The sequence below is a fragment of the uncultured Azonexus sp. genome (genome assembly GCF_937982035.1).
Taxonomy (GTDB): domain Bacteria; phylum Pseudomonadota; class Gammaproteobacteria; order Burkholderiales; family Rhodocyclaceae; genus Azonexus.
Genome location: NZ_CALJNI010000018.1, coordinates 1 through 18,959, shown reverse-complemented (window position 1 = coordinate 18,959; position 18,959 = coordinate 1). Strand labels below are relative to the sequence as shown.

Sequence of the window (18,959 nt, the reverse complement as noted above, 5' to 3'; positions counted from 1 at the left end):
GCTGGAATACCTGCGCACCCTGTCCTTCATCGTCACCATCGCCGCCGTCGTGCAATTGACCGAAATGGTCATTGCCAAGACCTCGCCGACGCTGCAGCAGACACTGGGCATCTATCTGCCGCTGATCACCACCAACTGCGCCGTGCTCGGCGTGCCGCTGCTCAATGTCAGCAACGGGAACAACTTCGTCGAATCGCTGCTGTTCGGCGCCGGTAGCGCGGTCGGCTTTTCCGGCGTGCTGATCCTGTTCGCCGCGATCCGCGAACGCATCGAAGGCGCCGACGTACCCACCCATTTCCGCGGCTCGGCCATCGCCATGGTCACCGCCGGCCTGATGGCGCTGGCCTTCATGGGCTTCGCCGGACTGGACAAGTACCAGTAATGGATATCCTGCTCGCCATTGCCATCATGGCCCTCGGCGCCGTCGTGCTCGGCGCCGCGCTCGGCTTCGCCTCGATCAAGTTCAAGGTCGAGGGCGATCCGCTGGTCGAGAAGATCGACGCCATCCTGCCGCAAACCCAGTGCGGCCAGTGCGGCTTCCCGGGCTGCAAGCCCTACGCCGAAGCCATCGCCAAGGGCGAAGTCGACATCAACCTGTGCCCGCCGGGCGGCATGGAAGGCGTGCAGCGCCTGGCCGACCTGCTCGGTCGCGAGGTCAAGCCGCTGGAGGCTGAGGAAAAGCCCAAGCAGGTCGCCCGTATCGACGAAAACACCTGCATCGGCTGCACGCTGTGCATCCAGGCCTGCCCGGTCGATGCCATCGTCGGCGCGGCCAAGCAGATGCACACCATCATCGCCCAGCAATGCACCGGCTGCGAACTGTGCCTGCCACCCTGCCCGGTTGAATGCATCCACATGGAAGTCATTCCCGAGACGCTGGAAAACTGGAAATGGAAATACCCGGTCGTCGCCATCCAGCCGGTTGCGGCCAGACCGTCCGCCAAGGAAGCCGCGTGATGCTGGCCAAACTGTTCAAATTCTACGGTGGCGTCAAACCGCCCTCGAACAAGACGCTGTCCAACCAGCAGCCGATCCGCCCGGCACCGCTGCCGTCGCGCCTGGTCGTGCCGCTGCACCAGCACATCGGCGGCACGCCGCGACCGCTGGTTCAAGCCGGCGACCCGGTGCTCAAGGGCCAGAAGATCGGCGAGGCCGACGGCTGGATCTCCGCCGCCGTGCATGCGCCGACCTCGGGTACCGTGGTCGAGGTGGCGATGCATGTGCGCCCGCACGTTTCCGGGCTGGAATCGCTGTGCGTGGTCATCGAACCCGACGGCAAGGATGAATGGATCACCCACGGCCCGGCCGACCGGGCGGCCATGTCGCCGGCCGACATCTGCCAGTTCCTGCAGGAACACGGCATCGTCGGTCTCGGCGGCGCCGGCTTCCCCACCCACGGCAAGCTCAAGGCGACGCCGGGCGTGCCGATGGCCGAACTGATCATCAACGCCGCCGAGTGCGAGCCCTACATCACCTGCGACGACCTGCTCATGCGCGAGCGCGCCGACGATGTCGTGCGCGGCATCGCCGTCTTCCGCGACATGCTGCAACCGACCCAGGTCATCATCGGCGTCGAGGACAACAAACCGGAAGCCATCGCCGCCATGCAGAAGGCGGTCGAGGCGCAAGGCGAAGCCTTTGCCGTGGTGCCGGTGCCGACCCTCTACCCGGCCGGCGGCGCCAAGCAGTTGATCCGCGTGCTGACCGGCAAGGAAGTCCCGGGCGCCATGCGCTCGACGGCCGACATGGGCGTGCAGGTGTTCAACGTCGGCACCGCCTACGCCGCCTGGCGCGCCATCGGCCACGGCGAGCCGCTGATCTCGCGCATCGTCACGCTGACCGGCAACGTCCGTGGCGCCGGCAACGTCGAAGCGCTGATCGGTACGCCGATGGACGAACTGCTGAAACTGGCAGAACCGAATCCGGACACCGACGGCATCATCATGGGCGGACCGATGATGGGTTTCCTGGTCCCGAATGAACACGCGCCCATCGTCAAGACCAGCAACTGCCTGATCGCCCATTCCGAACGCCTGTTCCCGCCGAAGGCGCCGGAGATGCCGTGCATCCGCTGCGGCGCCTGCGCCCGCGCCTGCCCGCACGAACTGCAGCCGTTCGAGCTGTACTGGCATGCGCGCGCCAAGGATTTCGGCAAGACCCAGCAGTACCACATCTTCGACTGCATCGAATGCGGCTGCTGCGCCTATGTCTGCCCGTCGCGCATCCCGCTGGTCCAGTATTTCCGTTTCGCCAAGAGCGAGATCTGGGCGCGCGAGAAGGAAAAGAAGGCGGCCGACGAAGCCAAGCAGCGTTTCGAGTTCAAGCAGTTCCGCGAGGAACGCGAAAAGGCCGAGAAGGCCGAGAAACTGGCCAAGGCCGCAGCTGCGCAGGCGGCCAAGAAGGCGGCTGAAGCGGCCGCTGCCGCCAGCGAGACACCGGCCACCGAGCCAGCCGCGCAGGCTGCTGCGGTCGCCCCTGCCGAAGCCGCCAAAAAGGCAGCCATCGCCGCCGCCATGGCGCGGGCTAAGGCGCAGCGCGAAGCCGCACAGCCGAAGAACACCGATGAACTGACGCCGGAACAGGCCCGGGAAATGGCCGAAATCGAAGCCCGTCGCCAGCAGGCCGGCATTGTGCCCGAACCGGCCGACGCCCAGCCAGCGACCACCGAAACGAAGCCCGAATGATGTTCGCCCCCGCCCCCTACCTGCTCAAGGACGCCAGCGTCAGCCTGGTCATGACCCAGGTCTGCCTCGCGCTGATTCCCGGCATCGCCGCCTACGCCTGGCTGGTCGGCCCGGCCATCCTGGTCCAGCTGGTGATCGCCTCGGTCACCGCGATTGCCGCCGAAGCAGCCATGCTGAAACTGCGCGGCAAGCCGCTGGCGATGTTCCTGTCCGACGGTTCGGCCATCGTCACCGCCTGGCTGATCGCGCTGACCTTCCCGCCGCTGGCGCCGTGGTGGCTGGTGGTCACCGGCACGCTGTTCGCCATCGTCATCGCCAAGCATCTTTACGGCGGCCTCGGCCAGAACCCGTTCAACCCGGCAATGGTCGCCTTCGCCGCCTGCATCGTCTCCTTCCCGGCGCTGATGTCGCAATGGCCGAGCGTCGGCCTGCAGATGCCTTTCCTCGATCAATTGAACGTCATCCTCGGCCTGGCGCCGCGCGTCGATGCCCTGTCCGGCGCCACCCCGCTCGACGCCATGAAGACGGCGCTGAAGCTTGCCGAGGGCCAAGTCGACATCGCCCACCTGCTGGCCAACCAGGACATCTACGGCAATTTCGCCGGACGAGGTTGGGAATGGGTGGCCATCGGCTACCTGCTCGGTGGTCTGTGGCTGTGGCAGCGCAAGCTGATCACCTGGCACGCGCCGCTCGCCTTTATCGGCGGCATGGTGCTGATTTCCGGCGCGCTCTGGCTGTACCAGCCGGCCAGCTTCGCCAACCCGCTGTTCCACCTGCTCTCGGGCGGCACCCTGCTCGGCGCCTTCTTCATCATCACCGATCCGGTGTCCGGCTGCACGACGCCGCGCGGCAAGCTGATCTTCGGCTTCTGCGCCGGCCTGCTCGCCTACATCATCCGCGTCTTCGGCGGTTTCCCCGACGGCGTGGCCTTCGCCGTGCTGCTGATGAACCTGTCGGCGCCGTTGATCGACCAGCTCACGCAACCGCGCATCTTCGGCATGAAGGGCAAGCAGTCATGACCAGTACTCCGCGCGAATACACCGCCCCGGCCATGGCGCTGCGCACGGCGGCCATCCTCTTCATCTTCGTCATCGCCTTCACCGCGCTGCTGTCGGCGGTCTATCAATGGACCCGCCCGGCCATCGAGGCGTCGGCTCTGGCCGAGAAAATGAAGCTGCTCAACGAGGTGCTGCCGGCCAGCGACTACGACAACGCCTTGCTGACCGACACCCTGTCCCTGCCGCCGACGGCCGAACTCGGCCTGACGGAGGCGAGCACGCTGTACCGCGCACGCAAGGGCGGCCAGCCGGCCGCGCTGATCTTCGAAGCCGTCGCCCCCGACGGTTACGCCGGCCGCATCCGCCTGCTGATCGCCATCCGCGCCGACGGCAGCGTCGCCGGCGTGCGCGTCACCCAGCACAAGGAAACGCCGGGGCTGGGCGACTACATCGAGCCGAAGAAGGACAAGAACAAGGCCAATCCGTGGATCACGCAGTTCAACGGCCTGGCGCTGGCGACGACGCCGGCCAAGGAGTGGCGCGTGCGCAAGGACGGCGGGCGCATCGAATACCATGCCGGCGCCACGGTAACCCCCCGTGCCGTCGCCCGTGCCGTGCATCAGGCCGTGCTGTGGGCCGATATCCGGCGCGACCAGCTGTTCGCTGAAGGGAGTGCGCAATGACCCGCGACGAATTCTCGACCATCGCCTACAACGGCCTGTGGAAGCAGAACACCGCGCTGGCCCAGTTGCTCGGGCTATGCCCGCTGCTGGCAGTCAGCACCAACATCGTCAATGGCGTGATGCTGGCACTGGCGACGATCATCGTCATGGCGCTGGCCAACGTCGCCGTTGCCGCGCTGCGCAACTTCATTCCGCACGAAATCCGCATCCCGGTGTTCATCCTCATCGTCGCCGCGCTGGTTACCGTCGTCGACCTGCTGTTCAACGCCAAGTTGCACGAACTCTATGTGGTGCTCGGCATCTTCATCCCGCTGATCGTCACCAACTGCATCGTGCTCGCCCGCGTCGAAGCCTTCGCCGCCAAGAACCCGCCGCTGAATTCGACCGTCGACGGCATCTTCATGGGCCTCGGCCTGTTGTGGACGCTGGCCGTGCTCGGTGCGATGCGCGAGCTGCTCGGCAGCGGCATGCTGTTCACCGGTATCGACATGGTCTTCCCGAGCCTGTCGCCGATCCAGGTGCTGCCGGCCGACTACCCCGGCCTGCTGATCGGCCTGCTGCCGCCCGGCGCATTCATCCTGCTCGGCTGCATGATCGCCTGGAAGAACTGGATGGACGCCCGCGCCGCCGAGCGCGCCAAGCGTCGCCCGCCGACCCCGGAAGTCGTCGCCGACACCGCCGAAGCCGGCGCCTGATCCACCGGCATGCAACTGGCCGAGTTTCGCGAGCGCCTGCGCACGCTGGGTGCCAAGCCCGCCCACGAGGAACGCATGCTGCGCGCCTGGCTGCAGGCCAGGCCGCTCGATAGCGGCACACGCCGCCAGACCGCCGAAAACTTCCTGCCGCTGGCCATCCGTGACGCACTGCCGGCGCTGACCGGGCAGCTTGCGGGACTGGCCCGCGTGGTCTCCGAACATCCGGGTGACGACGGCACCCGCCTGCTGGTCGAACTGGCCGACGGCCAGACGGTCGAGAGCGTATTGCTGCCGCGCGACGGCGTCTGCATCTCGACCCAGATCGGTTGTGCGGTCGGCTGCACCTTCTGCATGACCGGCCGCGACGGCCTGCTGCGCCAGGTAAGCAGTGCCGAAATGCTCGCCCAGGTGGTCCTCGCCCGCCAGCGCCAGCCCTTGCGCCGGGTGGTTTTCATGGGCATGGGCGAGCCGTCGCACAACCTCGACAACGTGCTCGAGACCATAGCTCTACTCGGCACGGCCGGCGGTTTCGGCCACAAGAACCTGGTTTTCTCGACCGTCGGCGACCCGCGCGTGTTCGAGCGCCTACCGCAGCAACGCGTCGTCCCGGCGCTGGCGTTGTCGCTGCACACCACCGACGGCGAACTGCGCGACCGCCTGCTGCCCAAGGCGCCGCGCATGGCGCCGGAAGAACTGGTTGAGCTGGCCGAAATCTACGCCCGCCAGACCGGCTACCCGATCCAGTATCAATGGACGCTGCTCGCCGGCGTCAACGACAGCATCGAGGAAATGGACGGCATCGTCCGCCTGCTCGCCGGCAAGTACGCGATCATGAACCTGATTCCCTATAACACCACGGCCGCGCTCGATTTCCAGCGCCCGGCCAACGACCGTGTCACGGAACTGGCGCACTACCTGCACGCCCGCGGCATCCGCGTGACCGTGCGCCGCTCGGCCGGCCAGGATGTCGATGGCGGTTGCGGCCAGTTGCGGGCGCGCAGCCGCGACGGCAGCCCTGTCGCCCCGCCGCGCCGTCGTTCCCGGCCGTCAGCAGACGCCGTCGAGATGACGGGCGGAAAGTAGGCTGACGAACCGCTCGGCAGACTGCGGCCGACCGTACAGGTAACCCTGGAACTGATCGCAGCCGTGCTCGCGCAGATAGCGCGCCTGGACCTCGTTCTCGACCCCTTCGGCGATGACCGTCAGATCCAGTTCGTGTGCCATGGCGATGATCGCCGAGGCCAGGCGGATCGACTCGCCATGCTCGCCGATCTGGGTGACGAAACTGCGGTCGATCTTGAGCGACTGGACCGGGAACTGACGCAGGTAGCTGAGCGAGGAATAGCCGGTACCGAAATCGTCGATGGCCACCTGGATGTGCATCCGGCGCAATACCTGCAGCATCGCGGTCGCCCGCGAGGAATTGCGCATCAGCAGGGATTCGGTCAGTTCCAGTTCGATCAGTTGCGGCGGCAGGCCGTAATCGGCCAGCACCTGCGACAGCATTCGCGGCAGATCCTGCTGGACGAACTGGTGGGCGGAGATATTCACCGCCACCGGCACGACCAGCAGACCGGCGTCGAGCCAGGTGCGCTGCTGCGCACAGACGTTGCGGATCGCCCATTCGCCGAAAGCGTTGATCAGGCCGTTTTCCTCGGCGATGGGAATGAACTGCTCGGGCGCGATCATCCCCTGCTCGCGGTGCTGCCAGCGCATCAGTGCTTCGGCCCCGATCAGTTCGCCGGTTCTGGCATCGACCTTGGGCTGGTAATGGAGAAGCAACTCCTGACGTTCCAGGGCGCCGAACAGGTCGTTCTCCAGCAGCAACTCGCCCAGCGTCGCCGTGTTGATCTCGGTGGAGAAGAAACGGAAGGTGTTGCGCCCCTCCTCCTTGGCCCGATACATCGCCGCATCGGCCTTGCGCAGCAGTTCCGAGGCACTCTCCCCGTCCTCCGGATAGAGCGCGATGCCGGCGCTGGCGCTGACCGTCAGTTCGTGGCCGGCCAGCAGGTAAGGCTGGCACAGGGCGGTCAGCAGTTTCTGGCAGACATGGGCGGCATCCTGGCGCAGTTCCAGCTCGGGCAGGACGACCACGAACTCGTCACCACCCTGGCGGCAGAGCGTGTCGGTATCGCGCAGCACATGCAGGCCGCGTTGCGCCGCCTGCACCAGCAGGTTGTCACCGACCGCATGGCCAAGCGTGTCGTTGATGTTCTTGAACCGGTCGAGGTCGATGAAGATGACGCCCATGTGCCGGCTGCTGCGTTTGGACTTGAGCAGGCCCTGGCCGATCCGGTCCTCGAGCAGCAGGCGGTTGGGCAGACCGGTCAAGGCGTCGTGGTGCGCCAGGTGGTGGATGCGCGCCTCGCTCTGCTTGCGCTCCGAAATGTCGATGAAGACGCCGATGTAATTGCCGGACTCGCCGGACTCGTCGGGGACGGCAGTGATCGACAGCCATTCGGGGAAAATCGCACCATCCTTGCGGCGGTTCCAGATTTCCCCCTGCCACTGGCCGGTCTCCTTCAGGGTCTGCCACATGTCGCGGTAGAAATCCTCGCTCTGGCGGCCGGAATTGAGCACGGCCGGCGTCCGCCCCAGCACCTCCTCCGGCGAATAACCGGTAATGCTGCAGAAGGCCGGATTGACCGCGATGATGCGCGACTCGCTGTCGGTAATCGTCATGCCTTCGGCCGCATGGGTGAAGACCGTGCCGTAGAGCTGCAACTGAGCTTCCACGCGTCGCTGCGCCTCGTAGCGGTCGGCCAGGTCGGCGTGCGCAGCGACCAGGGCCCGCCGGTCGCGCTCGATCCGGACCAGGGCATACATGGCGTAGGCGAGCAGGCACATGGCGATCGCGTACAGCAGGGTGCGATAGTAAGTAGCCAGTGCCAGCGCCGACTGGTGGGCATCGAGATAGCTGCGGGTCAGTTCGTCGTGCAGCCCACCGCTCGGCGCACGGACGATGCGGTCGACCAGTCCGGAGACCTCCGGCGCGCGGTCGAGGATCAAGCGCGCATGCACCAGCAACTGCTTCATCTCGACCTGGCGCGGCGTGTGCGCAGGCGAGTCGAGAAGCTGCTGCAGGGCGCTGCGCAAGGTGGCGCGATCGCTCGCCTCCCGGTTCCCGGTCAGTTCTCCACCGATCAGTCGCCGGATGAAACTCTCGAACGCCTTGCGTTGCGGCCAGTCCTCACCGGCCAGCAGGGATTCCGCCGCGGCCGGCAGATAGAGGGTGGAATTGCGCAACACGGAATTGGCGCGCTGGAAGCGGTCGATCGCCAGCGCCTTCTCCTGCTGGGCGGCTATCAATGCCTGGATGCGCGCTTCGAGCTGGCGACGCCCGGCATCGTCGAGCCATTTCGGCACCGCCTGCAAGGCGCTGCCGGTTTCCCGCAGGCGGGCCTGGTAATAGGCCATGCCGTCGTAGTTCTGGAGCAGACCGGCATAACTGGCCACCACCTTGGCGTTGAGCTGCTCGTCGTAATGCTGGTATTGCCGCAGCAGGCGCGTGTAGGCATTGTGCGCCTCCGGCGACACCTCGCCGGCGCGGAAGAACAGCCAGGTCAGCAGGCCTGTCAGGATGGCGATCAGGATCAGCCGCCAGGCCCGGTGCGCGCGCAGGGCGGCCAGCGCTTCCCTCATTCGTCGCGCCCCGTCGCCGGTATGCGGCCGGTCAGCGAATTGAGGAAGGCCACGATGGCCTTCACATCCTCTGCCGCCAGATCGCGCCCCAACTGGTAGCGCCCCATGATGGCCACGGCCATCTCCAGTGTCGGCGCCGAACCATCGTGGAAATAAGGCGCAGTCAATGCCACGTTGCGTAGCCCCGGTACCTTGAAGACATGGCGGTCCTCTTCCCGCCCGGTCACGTTGTAGCGACCGAGATCGGCTTCGGTCGGTGTCCGGTCGGCAAAATAATCGCCGAGCACGCCGAATTTCTGGAACATGTTGCCCCCCAGGAGCACGCCCTGATGACAACTGATGCAGCCGAAATCGCGGAAACGCTGATAACCGGTCCGCGCCAGTTCGTCGAGCGCGGCCTCGTCGCCACGCAGGTATCGGTCGAACGGCGAATCGGGAGTCAGCAGGGACTGCTCGAAGCTGGCAATCGCGTCGGCGATGCTCGCCGCCGTCAAGCCATCCGGGTAAGCCAGCCGAAACGCCTCGCGCATGGTCTCGTCGGCACCGAGGCGTTCGATGACCAGCGACCAGGACGCTCCCATTTCCAGCGGGTTGTGAATCGGGCCGGCAGCCTGCTCCTGCAGGGTCAAGGCACGACCGTCCCAGAACTGGACGAAATTCAGGCTGCTGTTGAAGACGCTGGGCGCATTGATGCCGCCCTCGCGACCGAGGATGCCGACCGATACCGGCAGGCCGTCGGCACCGCCGAGATCGAAGCGATGGCAGGAAATGCAGGCCACCGAGTAATCGGCCGACAAACGGGTATCGGCAAACAGGCGCGCGCCCAGCGCGACGCGCTCCGGCCGCAAGGGCGGCAGTTCGGGCAGCGGCCGTAAGGCCTGCATGGCATCGTCGAAGCTCCCGGGCAAGGCGCTCGGCAGAAACAGGGAGTCATCGTGGTCCGGGCGGAACAGCCAGGCAGCCAGCACCACACCGGACAACACGGCAAGCCCGAGGAAGAAACGCTTCATGATCTCACCCGGCCAATACCACGCAATTCTTGCCGCGACGCTTGGCCGCATAGACCGCTTCGTCGGCCCGGCGGATCAGGGTCTGCTCGTCTTCGCCCGGCCGCCATTCGGCGACGCCGATGCTGACGGTCGCGGAAATCGCCTCGGCATCGGCCAGCGGCAGGCGAATCCCGGCAAACCGGGCGCGTACCCGTTCCGCCAGTTGCATGGCCGCCGTTGCCGCCGTTTCCGGCAGCAGGATGACGAACTCCTCGCCGCCGTAACGATAGGCGCTATCGCTGCCACGCTCGCAGGCACGGATCAGCGCGGCCAGTTCGGTCAGCACGCGATCCCCTTCCAGGTGCCCGAAACGGTCGTTGATTGCCTTGAAATCGTCGCAGTCGAGCACCATCAGGGACAAAGGCCGGGCGTAGCGCTGCGCCCGGGCAATTTCATGCAGCAGGTGTTCCCACAGCGTTCGGGTATTGAGCAGGCCGGTCAGCGCATCGGTCCGGCTGAGCTCACGATAACGCTCCTCGCTGGCACGCAGCGCCTCCTCGGCACGGTGTCGCTCGGTCACATTCTGCAGCGTCTCGATGGCGCCGATGATGCGTCCTTGATCATCGCAAATCGGTGCGGCGGTGAAGAACAGCCAGCATCCATGTTCGCCGAAGGCAGGAAAGAAGTCCTCGGCCTCGTAAGCGCCTTCGATCAGTTCGGAGCGGTGGAATTTGCCGTGGTAGAAAGTATCGACCTTGGACTCGACGGCACCATCGACGATCAGGTCGGCAAGGATGGGGCGCGGACCGGGGTAAAACGCCCGCCACTGATCGCGACTGCCGATCATCTCGCTGGCCGGCACACCGGTCATCACCGCACAGGCACGGTTCCAGTGGATGACCCGGTGCTCGCTGTCGATCACGATCGTCGCCACCGGATTGCCATCGAATATCCGCGACAGTGAGATCTGCCCTCCGCTGTTCGTGAGGTACATAAACCCTGCGCTTTCTCCGTCGGTTAAAATCCTTGTGTCCCCAATATCGCGCATTCCGGGGCCCCTGACAATCCCTTCGAATCCCAGTCAACGTGAAAAAAGACGCCGTCGAACAGTTTTATCTGCGCTTGCGCGAAAACAACCCCGCCCCGACGACCGAACTCGAGTACGCCAGCCCGTTCCAGCTGCTGATCGCGGTCATCCTGTCGGCACAGGCAACCGATGTCGGCGTCAACAAGGCGACGGCACGACTGTTCCCAATCGCACCGACCGCCGAGCGCATGCTGGCGCTCGGTGAGGAGGGCCTGAGCGAATACATCAAGACCATTGGCCTCTATCGGACCAAGGCCAGAAACGTCATCGCCACCTGCCGCATCCTGGTCGAGCAGCATGGCGGCGAAGTGCCCCAGGAACGCGAAGCACTCGAGGCCCTGCCGGGCGTCGGCCGCAAGACGGCGAATGTGGTGCTGAACACGGCCTTCGGACAACCGACCATCGCCGTCGACACCCATATCTTCCGTCTCGGCAACCGTACCGGACTGGCCCCGGGCAAGACCGTGCTCGATGTCGAGAAGAAGCTGCTGCGCGTCACCCCCAGGGAATTCATGAAGGATGCCCATCACTGGCTGATCCTGCATGGACGCTACATCTGCAAGGCACGCAAGCCCGAGTGCGCGCGTTGCTGCGTGATCGATCTCTGCCAGTTCCGGGGCAAGACGGTATGAAAGTCGGCAGCGGCCAGGCGGTCGGCAGCAGCCCGACTCCGGCACTGGCCGAGCAGGCGGTCAGGGAGGCGCTGGCGCGTGCCGGCCTGACCCGCGCCGAGCGCGTCCTGCTGTTCCTGAGCAAGGATTTCGCCCGCCAGTTGCCGGCCACCCTGCGTGCCGCCGCCGCTGCCGCCACCTGCCTGCAGATCGACGGTTGCAGCGCAAACGGCGTGTTGAGCGACCAGGGCTGGCAGATCGATCGTTCGGCGGCGGTTGCGCTGGTGTTTTCCGAGCTGCCGAAAACCGGCGCCGCATCGCCGCTGCTCTCGTTTTCCGGCCAGGGTCGTCTGGCCTGGGACTGGCAAGACGATACCGCCCGGATCGGGCTGGTCGACAGCGACACCCGGGCTTGGCAGCAGGCTCGCGAAAACGGCGACGCCCGTTGCCAGTTCGCTCTGCCCGGCCTGCGCTGCACCCCCTTGTTGTCGCGGGGGCTGCGCCGGATCGGCGAACGGCAGACGGTGAGCGTCGCCGACGCCCATGAATTACGCCGGCTTGAGTCCGGCAGCGCCGCCGACAGCCTGCTCCGCGCCCTTCCCGGCGAACTGCGCGAGCGGCCGCCGATCCACCAGCTCTGCCTGCTGCGCGACCCGGCCGAGCCCGGCATCGGCGTCCTTTCGCTCAACAGCGACGGCTCGCTGACCCTGACGGCGGCACTGCAGGCTGGCGACCAGTTCGACTGGGCCATCCGCCAGCCGCTGGCCGCCGAACAGGAAATGCGCCAGTTGCTGGATGGTGCGCGGACGCAGACACGACCGGAATTTGCCCTGATGCTCTCGTGCATCGGGCGCGGCCCGCTGTTCTACGGCGGCGACGATCGCGACCTGGCGTTGTTCCGCGAGACGTTTCCCGACCTGCCGATGATCGGCGCCTATGGCATCGGTCAGATTTTTCCCGGTGAGCAAGGCAACCGCCTGTTCCATAATGCCGTCCTTACCCTGCTCTACGAAAGAAACGATGTTCAACCCCTCCCGTGACCAGGTCCGCGATTTCTTCTGCAGCGCCTGGAAAAAGCACCTCGACCGAATGCCTCTGGTTGGCGCCGAAGTGACGGCGGCCGACATTGCCGCCCGCCATCCGGAATACCACGCCTTGCTGAGCACCCCCGAGATGGCGCGCAATCAGGAGTGGACGCCGGACGGCGGACAGATGAATCCCTTCCTGCACCTGTCGCTGCATCTGGCCATCCACGAGCAGCTCAGCATCGATCAGCCGCCTGGGATCCGGGCTGCGTTCGAACGCCTGCGGACGAGAATGGACACGCACGATGCCGAACATGTGCTGCTCGAGTGCCTGGGCGAAACCATCTGGCGCGCCCAGCGCGAAGGCAGTCAGATGGATGCCCAGGCCTACGTCGATGCCATTCAGCGCAAGGCCGGCATGCGCTAATATCGCACCACGATCATCTTCCGTACGAGGTCAGGCATGCAACGACGCAAACTGCTCAAAGGTCTGCTGGCCGCCGGCCTGGCCGAACGCCTGGTCTTCCTGCGCCAGGCCTGGGCGGCGGGCAGCAAGCTGGCAAAGCCCGGCTTCTACCAGTTGCAGGGCACGGTCACCGTCAACGGGCAACCGGCCCGTGAAGGCATGACGCTCAAACCCGGCGACCGGGTGGTCACCGGCGCCAACAGCCAGGCCATCTATGTCATCGGCCAGGACGCCTACCTGCAGCGCGACAATTCCACCGTCGACATTGCCGGCGACATCCTCAGAAGCGGCCTGCGCATGCTGAACGGAAAACTGCTGTCGGTCTTCGGCAAGGGCGACAAGCGGATCGAGACCGGTGTCGCCACCATCGGCATCCGCGGCACCGGCTGTTATCTCGAAACCGATGCGAGCCGCAGCTATTTCTGCCTCTGCTACGGCATCGCCGACGTTGCCCGGATTGGCGACGAGCAGCAGGTCAGACGCGTGCAGACCACGCATCACGAACAACCGCTCTACCTCTACGCCGATGCCGCCAAGGGCATTCAGGCGGCAGCGATGATCAACCACAGCGACGCCGAACTGATCCTGCTCGAACAACTGGTCGGCCGGATTCCGCCCTTTGTCGGGAAATCCGGCTACGGCAACACTTACTGAGGAATCTGGTAGCTGTTCTGGGTCATCAGATCGACCCCGCACTCGATTCCCTCGACCCAGGCGATGAAATCCTCGACCGCCTGTTTGCCGACAAAACGCGCGCCGTGCTGGGGAACGATCTGCTCGATATCGAGCTGGCGGACCATGTTGGCCCAGAAACGGCAAACCTTGCGCGAGACGATGTAGCGCTTGTGGAAACCTTCCATGTAGCGCACATGCGAGTGGAAATCGGTGACCGGGATGGCAGCCTGCTCGTGCGGCACCAGCGAGGTTCCAAGGTCGCCGGAGAACAGGATCTTGGCAACCGGATCGTAGAACTGGAAATTGCCTTCGGCGTGCATGAAATGCGCCGGCAGCGCCAGCAACTTGCACTGCCCGAGCGGAATCACGCTGCCCTGGTCGGGAATGCCGACGATGCGCTGCGAGACATCCTTGCCGGTGGTGAAATGCGGGACGAAACGCGTCCACAGCGACGAGATCATCACCTTGCAATGCGAGGCGACAAACCATTTGTTGACCGAGGCGATGATGTCCGGATCGGGATGCGAGGCCAGGATGTAGTCGAGATCCTTGGACGAGAAATACTTCTGCATGTCCATCAGCAGACCGGTATAGGTCATGTTGCCGCCCGGATCGACCAGCGCACCGTGGCCGTTGTCGACGATCAGGAACTGGTTGCATTGCACGGCGCCGCCCGGGGAATCGTCCACCAGGTCGTAGAACGCGTGAACGATGTGCTTCCCGTTGTTGAACAATTCAACTGCCATATAACCCCCTGGTGACAAGGGCTGAAATTATCCTCCCCCTAATCCTTTGTGACTAGTCCGGAAGAGGTATTTAATTGTCGTCGGCCGGCGGCAGTTGCTTGATCAATTCCTCGATCGTCGTCACGCCCTGGGCCAGCTTGAGCGCTCCGGAAACGCGCAGCGGATGCATGCCTTCGCGGAAGGCCTGTTCGCGGATTTTCGGGATCTCGGCGCCGGGGCGGATCAGGCGGCGGACCTCGGGCGAATTGACCAGTATTTCGTAGACCCCGATACGGCCGCTGTAGCCCGTCATCCGGCACTCCAGGCAACCGGTCGCGTGATGGATGTGGGTGGGCTCGGCCGCCTTCCAGGGATGCACCAGGCTACGCCAGGCCACCCGCTCCTCGTCGCTGATCGGCACACTTTTCTTGCAGTGCGGGCACAAGGTGCGCACCAGGCGCTGGGCCATGATGCCGAGCAGGGTCGAGTTGATCAGGTAGGCCGGCACGCCGAGATCGAGCAGACGCGTGATCGCCGACGGCGCGTCGTTGGTATGCAGGGTGGCGAGTACAAGGTGTCCGGTCAGCGCGGCCTGGATGGCCATTTCGGCGGTTTCCAGGTCACGGATCTCGCCGATCATGATGATGTCCGGGTCCTGCCGCATCAGCGCCCGGACGCCGTCGGCGAAATTCAGATCGATGGCATGATGCACCTGCATCTGGTTGAACGCCGGCTCGACCATTTCGATCGGGTCCTCGATGGTGCATACATTGACTTCCGGCGTCGCCAGTTGCTTCAGCGTTGTGTACAACGTCGTCGTCTTGCCGGAACCGGTCGGCCCGGTGACCAGAATGATGCCGTTGGGCGCGGAGGTCATCTGCTGCCAGCGCGTCCCGTCTTCCTGGGAAAAACCCAGCGAGCGGAAATCACGGACCAGGACTTCCGGGTCGAAGATGCGCATCACCAGCTTTTCGCCGAACGCCGTCGGCAGCGTGGACAAACGCAGTTCGACCTCCTGGCCCCCCGGCGTCCGCGTCTTGATGCGACCATCCTGGGGACGCCGCTTTTCAATCACATCCATGCGCCCGAGCAGCTTGATGCGACTGGTCATCGCCGTCATCACCGCCATCGGAATCTGGTACACCTGATGCAGGACGCCGTCGATGCGGAAGCGGACAATGCCGACATCGCGGCGCGGCTCGATGTGGATGTCGGAAGCGCGCTGGTCGAAGGCGTACTGCCAGAGCCAGTCGACGATATGGACGATGTGCTGGTCGTTGGCATCGAACTGCCGATTGGCTTTGCCGAGTTCGACCAGTTGCTCGAAACTCGACAGCGCCGATGCCGTTTCACCCTTGGCTGCCGCCTTCTTGATCGACTTGGCTAGGTTGAAGAACTCGACCAGATAGCGGCTGATATCTTCCGGATTGGCCATGACCCGGCGGATGCCGGTGCGCAGGATCTGGCGCAACTCGCCCTCCCACTCGCGCACGAAGGGCTCGGCCGTGGCAATCACGATCTCGCGGCTTGTCACCTGAACCGGGAGGATGGCAAAACGCGCCGCATAGGCGCTGGACATCACCTCGGCAATGCCGGTGAAATCGATCTTGAGCGGATCGATGTGCAGGTAGTCGAGACCGCAACGTGCCGCCAGCCACTCGGTCAGGGCATCCAGCGTCAGCAGCTTCTGCGGCGGCTGCAGGCTGCGCCAGCGCTGATCGGCAATCACCGCCAGCGGGTGCTGCTTGGTGTCGCCGTGCAGGCGTCGCTCGGCCTTGAGGGCCGCGGCCTGGGCGGCATCGATCAGACCGTCGGCGATCGCCATCTCGAGAACCTCGTTCAGCGTGAGACGGTGTTCTTCAGGCGGATTGGCTGACGTGGAAAGCATCTTGACGGGAACCCCGGGCGCGAAACGACGAATGAATATAGCCGAAAAAGCCGCTGCCCGGGCAAGCCCAAACAAAAAACGGGGCCGCAGCCCCGTTTCGATTACTTGGCCGACAAGGCCATCATCAGGTCGTTGATGCGTTTGACGAAACCTGCCGGATCGTCGAGCTGGCCGCCTTCGGCCAGCGTTGCCTGTTCGAACAGCAGGGCCGCCCAATCGTCGAAGCGGGTTTCCTCGTACTTCAATCGCATCACTGCCGGGTGCTGCGGGTTGATTTCGAGGATGGGCTTGACGTCGGGCGCCTTCTGGCCGGCGGCCTTGAGCAGGCGGGCCAGGTTGCCGGACGGATCGTGCTCGTCGGAAACCAGGCAGGACGGCGAATCGGTCAGACGATAGGTGACGCGGACATCCTTGACCTTGTCGCCGAGCGCGGCCTTGACCTTCTCCAGCAGTTCCTTGTACTCGTCGGCCGCCTTCTCGGCTTCCTTCTTCTCGGCTTCGTCTTCCAGCTTGCCCAGATCGAGGCCGCCCTTCGCCACCGATTGCAGCGCCTTGCCTTCGAACTCGGTCAGGTGACCGACCACCCATTCGTCGACGCGATCGGACAACAGCAGGACTTCGATGCCCTTCTTCTTGAAGATTTCCAGATGCGGACTGTTCTTCGCGGCGTTGAATGTATCCGCGGTGACGTAGTAGATCTTCTCCTGGCCTTCCTTCATCCGGGCGATGTAATCGGCCAGCGACACTACCTGCTGGTCGCCGTCGCCATGCGTCGAGGCGAAACGCAGCAGGCCGGCGATCCGTTCCTTGTTGGCAAAGTCCTCGCCGACACCTTCCTTGAGGACGGCACCGAAGGCTTCCCAGAATTTGGCGTACTTCTCCTTGTCGGCCGCGTCCTCACTGTTGGCCAGGCCTTCGAGCATGGACAGCACCTTGCGCGTGCAACCGGAGCGGATGTTGTCGATATCCTTCGATTCCTGCAGGATTTCGCGCGAGACGTTGAGCGGCAGATCGGCCGAATCGACGACACCGCGCACGAAACGCATGTAGAGCGGCATCAGCTTCTCGGCGTCGTCCATGATGAAGACACGGCGCACATACAGCTTGATGCCGTGGCGGGCGTTGCGGTCCCACAGGTCGAAAGGCGCGCGCGCCGGGATGTACAGCAGTTGCGTGTACTCCTGCTTGCCCTCGACCTTGGCGTGGGTCCAGCACAGCGGATCCTCGAAATCGTGGGCGACGTGCTTGTAGAACTCCTTGTACTGCTCGTCGTCGATCTCCGACTTGGCACGCGCCCACAGCGCATTGGCCTGGTTGACCGTCTCGTCTTCGTCGGTCGTCACCTGCTCGCCGTCCTTCCACTCTTCCTTCTTCATCAGGATCGGCAGGGTGATGTGGTCGGAGTACTTGCGGATGATCGATTTCAGCTTCCAGCCGGAAAGGAACTCATCCTCGCCCTCGCGCAGATGCAGGATGACGTCGGTGCCGCGGGAGGCCTTGTCGACCATCTCGACGGTGTAATCGCCTTCGCCCGTCGACTCCCAGCAGACCGCCTGATCGGCAGGCAAACCTGCGCGTCGGGAAATCACCGTGACCTTGTTTGCAATGATGAACGACGAATAGAAACCGACGCCAAACTGGCCGATCAGATTGGCATCCTTGGCCTGGTCGCCGGTCAGCGCCGAGAAGAATTCGCGGGTGCCGGATTTGGCAATGGTCCCCAGGTGCTGCACGGCTTCCTCGCGCGACAGACCGATGCCGTTATCGGAAATGGTGATCGTGCGTGCTGCCTTGTCAAAAGCGATGCGGATCTTAAGTTCGCTGTCGTCGCCGTACAGGGCGCCGTTGTTCAGCGCTTCGAAGCGCAGCTTGTCGCAGGCATCGGAAGCATTGGAAACCAGTTCGCGCAGGAAAATTTCCTTGTTGCTGTACAAGGAATGGATCATCAACTGCAGCAGTTGTTTGACTTCGGCCTGAAAGCCCAGCGTTTCACGACTGGCGGTTGCGGATTCGGACATAGATGAAACTCCAGTGAAATCAGTAAGGTTCCCTGGAGATGGGGGCCGGAGCGCGAATTTCAAGTCCGCCGAGCGAACACTTTGCGCGTCCTGCAACGCAAAAACCCCCTCAGTGTTTTCTGAGGGGGTTTTGGTATTGGGTAGCCTGGCGGTGACCTACTTTCGCGAGCGGAAGCTCACTATCATTGGCGCTCATCTGTTTCACGGTCCTGTTCGGGAAGGGAAGGGGTGGGTCCAGAAGGCTATTGCCGCCAAGCGTAACTTGTATGTTCGTCGCGGGTTGAGTCGCGCCGAACGCAAAATGGGGTAGAAGGTTGATGTTGTGACTGCGGTATGAGTATGCTGCAGTGTTACAAGGTTATAGGATCAAGCCGCACGGGCAATTAGTATCAGTTAGCTTAACGCATTACTGCGCTTCCACACCTGACCTATCAACGTCGTGGTCTTCGACGACCCTTTAGGGAGTTCAAGACTCCGGGAAATCTTATCTTAAGGCGAGTTTCACGCTTAGATGCTTTCAGCGTTTATCTCTTCCGTACATAGCTACCCTGCGATGCCTCTGGCGAGACAACAGGTACACCAGCGGTACGTCCATTCCGGTCCTCTCGTACTAGGAACAGGCCCCGTCAAATTTCCAGCGCCCACGGCAGATAGGGACCAAACTGTCTCACGACGTTTTGAACCCAGCTCACGTACCTCTTTAAATGGCGAACAGCCATACCCTTGGGACCGGCTACAGCCCCAGGATGAGATGAGCCGACATCGAGGTGCCA

The 18,959-nt window shown here is 64.1% G+C and carries 17 protein-coding genes and 2 rRNA genes; 11 read left to right on the top strand and 8 right to left on the bottom strand.

Annotated features, from left to right (window positions below; translation table 11 throughout):
* The 7 genes from Q0799_RS12940 to Q0799_RS12910 form a co-directional block, all read left to right on the top strand.
* Positions 1-382, top strand: a 382-nt coding sequence (locus Q0799_RS12940; protein WP_298399001.1) for an Rnf-Nqr domain containing protein, incomplete at its 5' end; no start/stop codon positions are given.
* 5 nt (positions 383-387) lie between these two features.
* Positions 388-957 (top strand): electron transport complex subunit RsxB, encoded by a 570-nt coding sequence (gene rsxB / locus Q0799_RS12935; RefSeq protein ID WP_028995359.1) that lies wholly within the window; start codon positions 388-390, stop codon positions 955-957.
* Positions 957-2,684, top strand: a complete 1,728-nt coding sequence (gene rsxC, locus Q0799_RS12930) for an electron transport complex subunit RsxC (RefSeq protein WP_298398999.1) — start codon at positions 957-959, stop codon at positions 2,682-2,684. Before rsxB ends, rsxC begins: the two co-directional genes overlap by 1 nt.
* Positions 2,681-3,703, top strand: a complete 1,023-nt coding sequence (locus Q0799_RS12925) for an RnfABCDGE type electron transport complex subunit D (protein WP_298398997.1) — start codon at positions 2,681-2,683, stop codon at positions 3,701-3,703. Before rsxC ends, Q0799_RS12925 begins: the two co-directional genes overlap by 4 nt.
* Positions 3,700-4,365 carry an electron transport complex subunit RsxG gene (gene rsxG, locus Q0799_RS12920; RefSeq protein WP_298398995.1) on the top strand — a complete coding sequence of 222 codons (666 nt, stop codon included), beginning with the start codon at positions 3,700-3,702 and terminating at the stop codon, positions 4,363-4,365. The genes Q0799_RS12925 and rsxG overlap by 4 nt, the downstream gene beginning before the upstream one ends.
* Positions 4,362-5,060, top strand: a complete 699-nt coding sequence (locus tag Q0799_RS12915; RefSeq protein WP_298398992.1) for an electron transport complex subunit E — start codon at positions 4,362-4,364, stop codon at positions 5,058-5,060. Before rsxG ends, Q0799_RS12915 begins: the two co-directional genes overlap by 4 nt.
* Positions 5,061-5,069: 9 nt before the next feature.
* Positions 5,070-6,143, top strand: coding sequence for an RNA methyltransferase (locus Q0799_RS12910; RefSeq protein WP_298398990.1), 1,074 nt, complete (start codon positions 5,070-5,072; stop codon positions 6,141-6,143).
* On the opposite strand, the gene Q0799_RS12905 is transcribed toward Q0799_RS12910, so the two are convergent.
* Genes Q0799_RS12905 through Q0799_RS12895 form a run of 3 tightly spaced genes read right to left on the bottom strand, consistent with a single transcriptional unit; the run spans position 6,108 to position 10,685 of the window.
* A complete protein-coding gene (locus tag Q0799_RS12905) occupies positions 6,108-8,702 on the bottom strand; it encodes an EAL domain-containing protein (RefSeq protein WP_298398988.1) in 2,595 nt (864 codons plus the stop codon). The two genes, Q0799_RS12910 and Q0799_RS12905, sit on opposite strands and share 36 nt — an antisense overlap.
* A complete protein-coding gene (locus tag Q0799_RS12900) occupies positions 8,699-9,712 on the bottom strand; it encodes a cytochrome c peroxidase (RefSeq protein WP_298398986.1) in 1,014 nt (337 codons plus the stop codon). Before Q0799_RS12900 ends, Q0799_RS12905 begins: the two co-directional genes overlap by 4 nt.
* Before the next feature lie 4 nt (positions 9,713-9,716).
* The gene (locus Q0799_RS12895) at positions 9,717-10,685 is read right to left on the bottom strand and encodes a diguanylate cyclase (RefSeq protein ID WP_298398984.1); all 969 of its coding nucleotides are present in this window, start codon (positions 10,683-10,685) and stop codon (positions 9,717-9,719) included.
* A gap of 92 nt (positions 10,686-10,777) precedes the next feature.
* On the opposite strand from Q0799_RS12895, the gene nth reads away from it, so the two are divergent.
* The 4 genes from nth to Q0799_RS12875 are packed head-to-tail and all read left to right on the top strand — an operon-like array spanning position 10,778 to position 13,534.
* Complete coding sequence (gene nth, locus Q0799_RS12890; protein ID WP_298398981.1) at positions 10,778-11,410, top strand: endonuclease III; 633 nt, start codon at positions 10,778-10,780, stop codon at positions 11,408-11,410.
* A complete protein-coding gene (locus Q0799_RS12885; protein ID WP_298398979.1) occupies positions 11,407-12,429 on the top strand; it encodes an FIST C-terminal domain-containing protein in 1,023 nt (340 codons plus the stop codon). The genes nth and Q0799_RS12885 overlap by 4 nt, the downstream gene beginning before the upstream one ends.
* On the top strand, positions 12,410-12,841 hold the full coding sequence (locus tag Q0799_RS12880; protein ID WP_298398977.1) for a DUF1841 family protein: 432 nt from the start codon (positions 12,410-12,412) through the stop codon (positions 12,839-12,841). The genes Q0799_RS12885 and Q0799_RS12880 overlap by 20 nt, the downstream gene beginning before the upstream one ends.
* A gap of 36 nt (positions 12,842-12,877) precedes the next feature.
* Positions 12,878-13,534: a hypothetical protein gene (locus Q0799_RS12875; protein WP_298398973.1), complete on the top strand. Its 657-nt coding sequence runs from the start codon at positions 12,878-12,880 to the stop codon at positions 13,532-13,534.
* On the opposite strand, the gene Q0799_RS12870 is transcribed toward Q0799_RS12875, so the two are convergent.
* The 5 genes from Q0799_RS12870 to Q0799_RS12850 form a co-directional block, all read right to left on the bottom strand.
* Positions 13,528-14,301 carry an MBL fold metallo-hydrolase gene (locus Q0799_RS12870; protein ID WP_298398972.1) on the bottom strand — a complete coding sequence of 258 codons (774 nt, stop codon included), beginning with the start codon at positions 14,299-14,301 and terminating at the stop codon, positions 13,528-13,530. The two genes, Q0799_RS12875 and Q0799_RS12870, sit on opposite strands and share 7 nt — an antisense overlap.
* A 70-nt stretch (positions 14,302-14,371) precedes the next feature.
* Positions 14,372-16,168 (bottom strand): GspE/PulE family protein, encoded by a 1,797-nt coding sequence (locus tag Q0799_RS12865; RefSeq protein ID WP_298398970.1) that lies wholly within the window; start codon positions 16,166-16,168, stop codon positions 14,372-14,374.
* A gap of 101 nt (positions 16,169-16,269) precedes the next feature.
* On the bottom strand, positions 16,270-18,186 hold the full coding sequence (gene htpG / locus Q0799_RS12860; RefSeq protein WP_298398968.1) for a molecular chaperone HtpG: 1,917 nt from the start codon (positions 18,184-18,186) through the stop codon (positions 16,270-16,272).
* Positions 18,187-18,329: 143 nt separating this feature from the next.
* Positions 18,330-18,442, bottom strand: a 5S ribosomal RNA gene (rrf, locus tag Q0799_RS12855).
* 106 nt (positions 18,443-18,548) lie between these two features.
* Positions 18,549-18,959 (bottom strand): 23S ribosomal RNA (locus Q0799_RS12850); the annotation flags it as partial.

Excerpts from the sequence above, each read along its gene's own strand:
- rsxC (WP_298398999.1), top strand. The coding sequence starts at position 957 with ATGCTGGCCAAACTGTTCAAATTCTACGGTGGCGTCAAACCGCCCTCG.
- Q0799_RS12925 (WP_298398997.1), top strand. The coding sequence starts at position 2,681 with ATGATGTTCGCCCCCGCCCCCTACCTGCTCAAGGACGCCAGCGTCAGC.
- rsxG (WP_298398995.1), top strand. The coding sequence starts at position 3,700 with ATGACCAGTACTCCGCGCGAATACACCGCCCCGGCCATGGCGCTGCGC.
- Q0799_RS12915 (WP_298398992.1), top strand. The coding sequence starts at position 4,362 with ATGACCCGCGACGAATTCTCGACCATCGCCTACAACGGCCTGTGGAAG.
- Q0799_RS12910 (WP_298398990.1), top strand. The coding sequence starts at position 5,070 with ATGCAACTGGCCGAGTTTCGCGAGCGCCTGCGCACGCTGGGTGCCAAG.
- Q0799_RS12905 (WP_298398988.1), bottom strand. The coding sequence starts at position 8,702 with ATGAGGGAAGCGCTGGCCGCCCTGCGCGCGCACCGGGCCTGGCGGCTG.
- Q0799_RS12900 (WP_298398986.1), bottom strand. The coding sequence starts at position 9,712 with ATGAAGCGTTTCTTCCTCGGGCTTGCCGTGTTGTCCGGTGTGGTGCTG.
- Q0799_RS12895 (WP_298398984.1), bottom strand. The coding sequence starts at position 10,685 with ATGTACCTCACGAACAGCGGAGGGCAGATCTCACTGTCGCGGATATTC.
- Q0799_RS12885 (WP_298398979.1), top strand. The coding sequence starts at position 11,407 with ATGAAAGTCGGCAGCGGCCAGGCGGTCGGCAGCAGCCCGACTCCGGCA.
- Q0799_RS12880 (WP_298398977.1), top strand. The coding sequence starts at position 12,410 with ATGTTCAACCCCTCCCGTGACCAGGTCCGCGATTTCTTCTGCAGCGCC.
- Q0799_RS12875 (WP_298398973.1), top strand. The coding sequence starts at position 12,878 with ATGCAACGACGCAAACTGCTCAAAGGTCTGCTGGCCGCCGGCCTGGCC.
- Q0799_RS12870 (WP_298398972.1), bottom strand. The coding sequence starts at position 14,301 with ATGGCAGTTGAATTGTTCAACAACGGGAAGCACATCGTTCACGCGTTC.
- Q0799_RS12865 (WP_298398970.1), bottom strand. The coding sequence starts at position 16,168 with ATGCTTTCCACGTCAGCCAATCCGCCTGAAGAACACCGTCTCACGCTG.
- htpG (WP_298398968.1), bottom strand. The coding sequence starts at position 18,186 with ATGTCCGAATCCGCAACCGCCAGTCGTGAAACGCTGGGCTTTCAGGCC.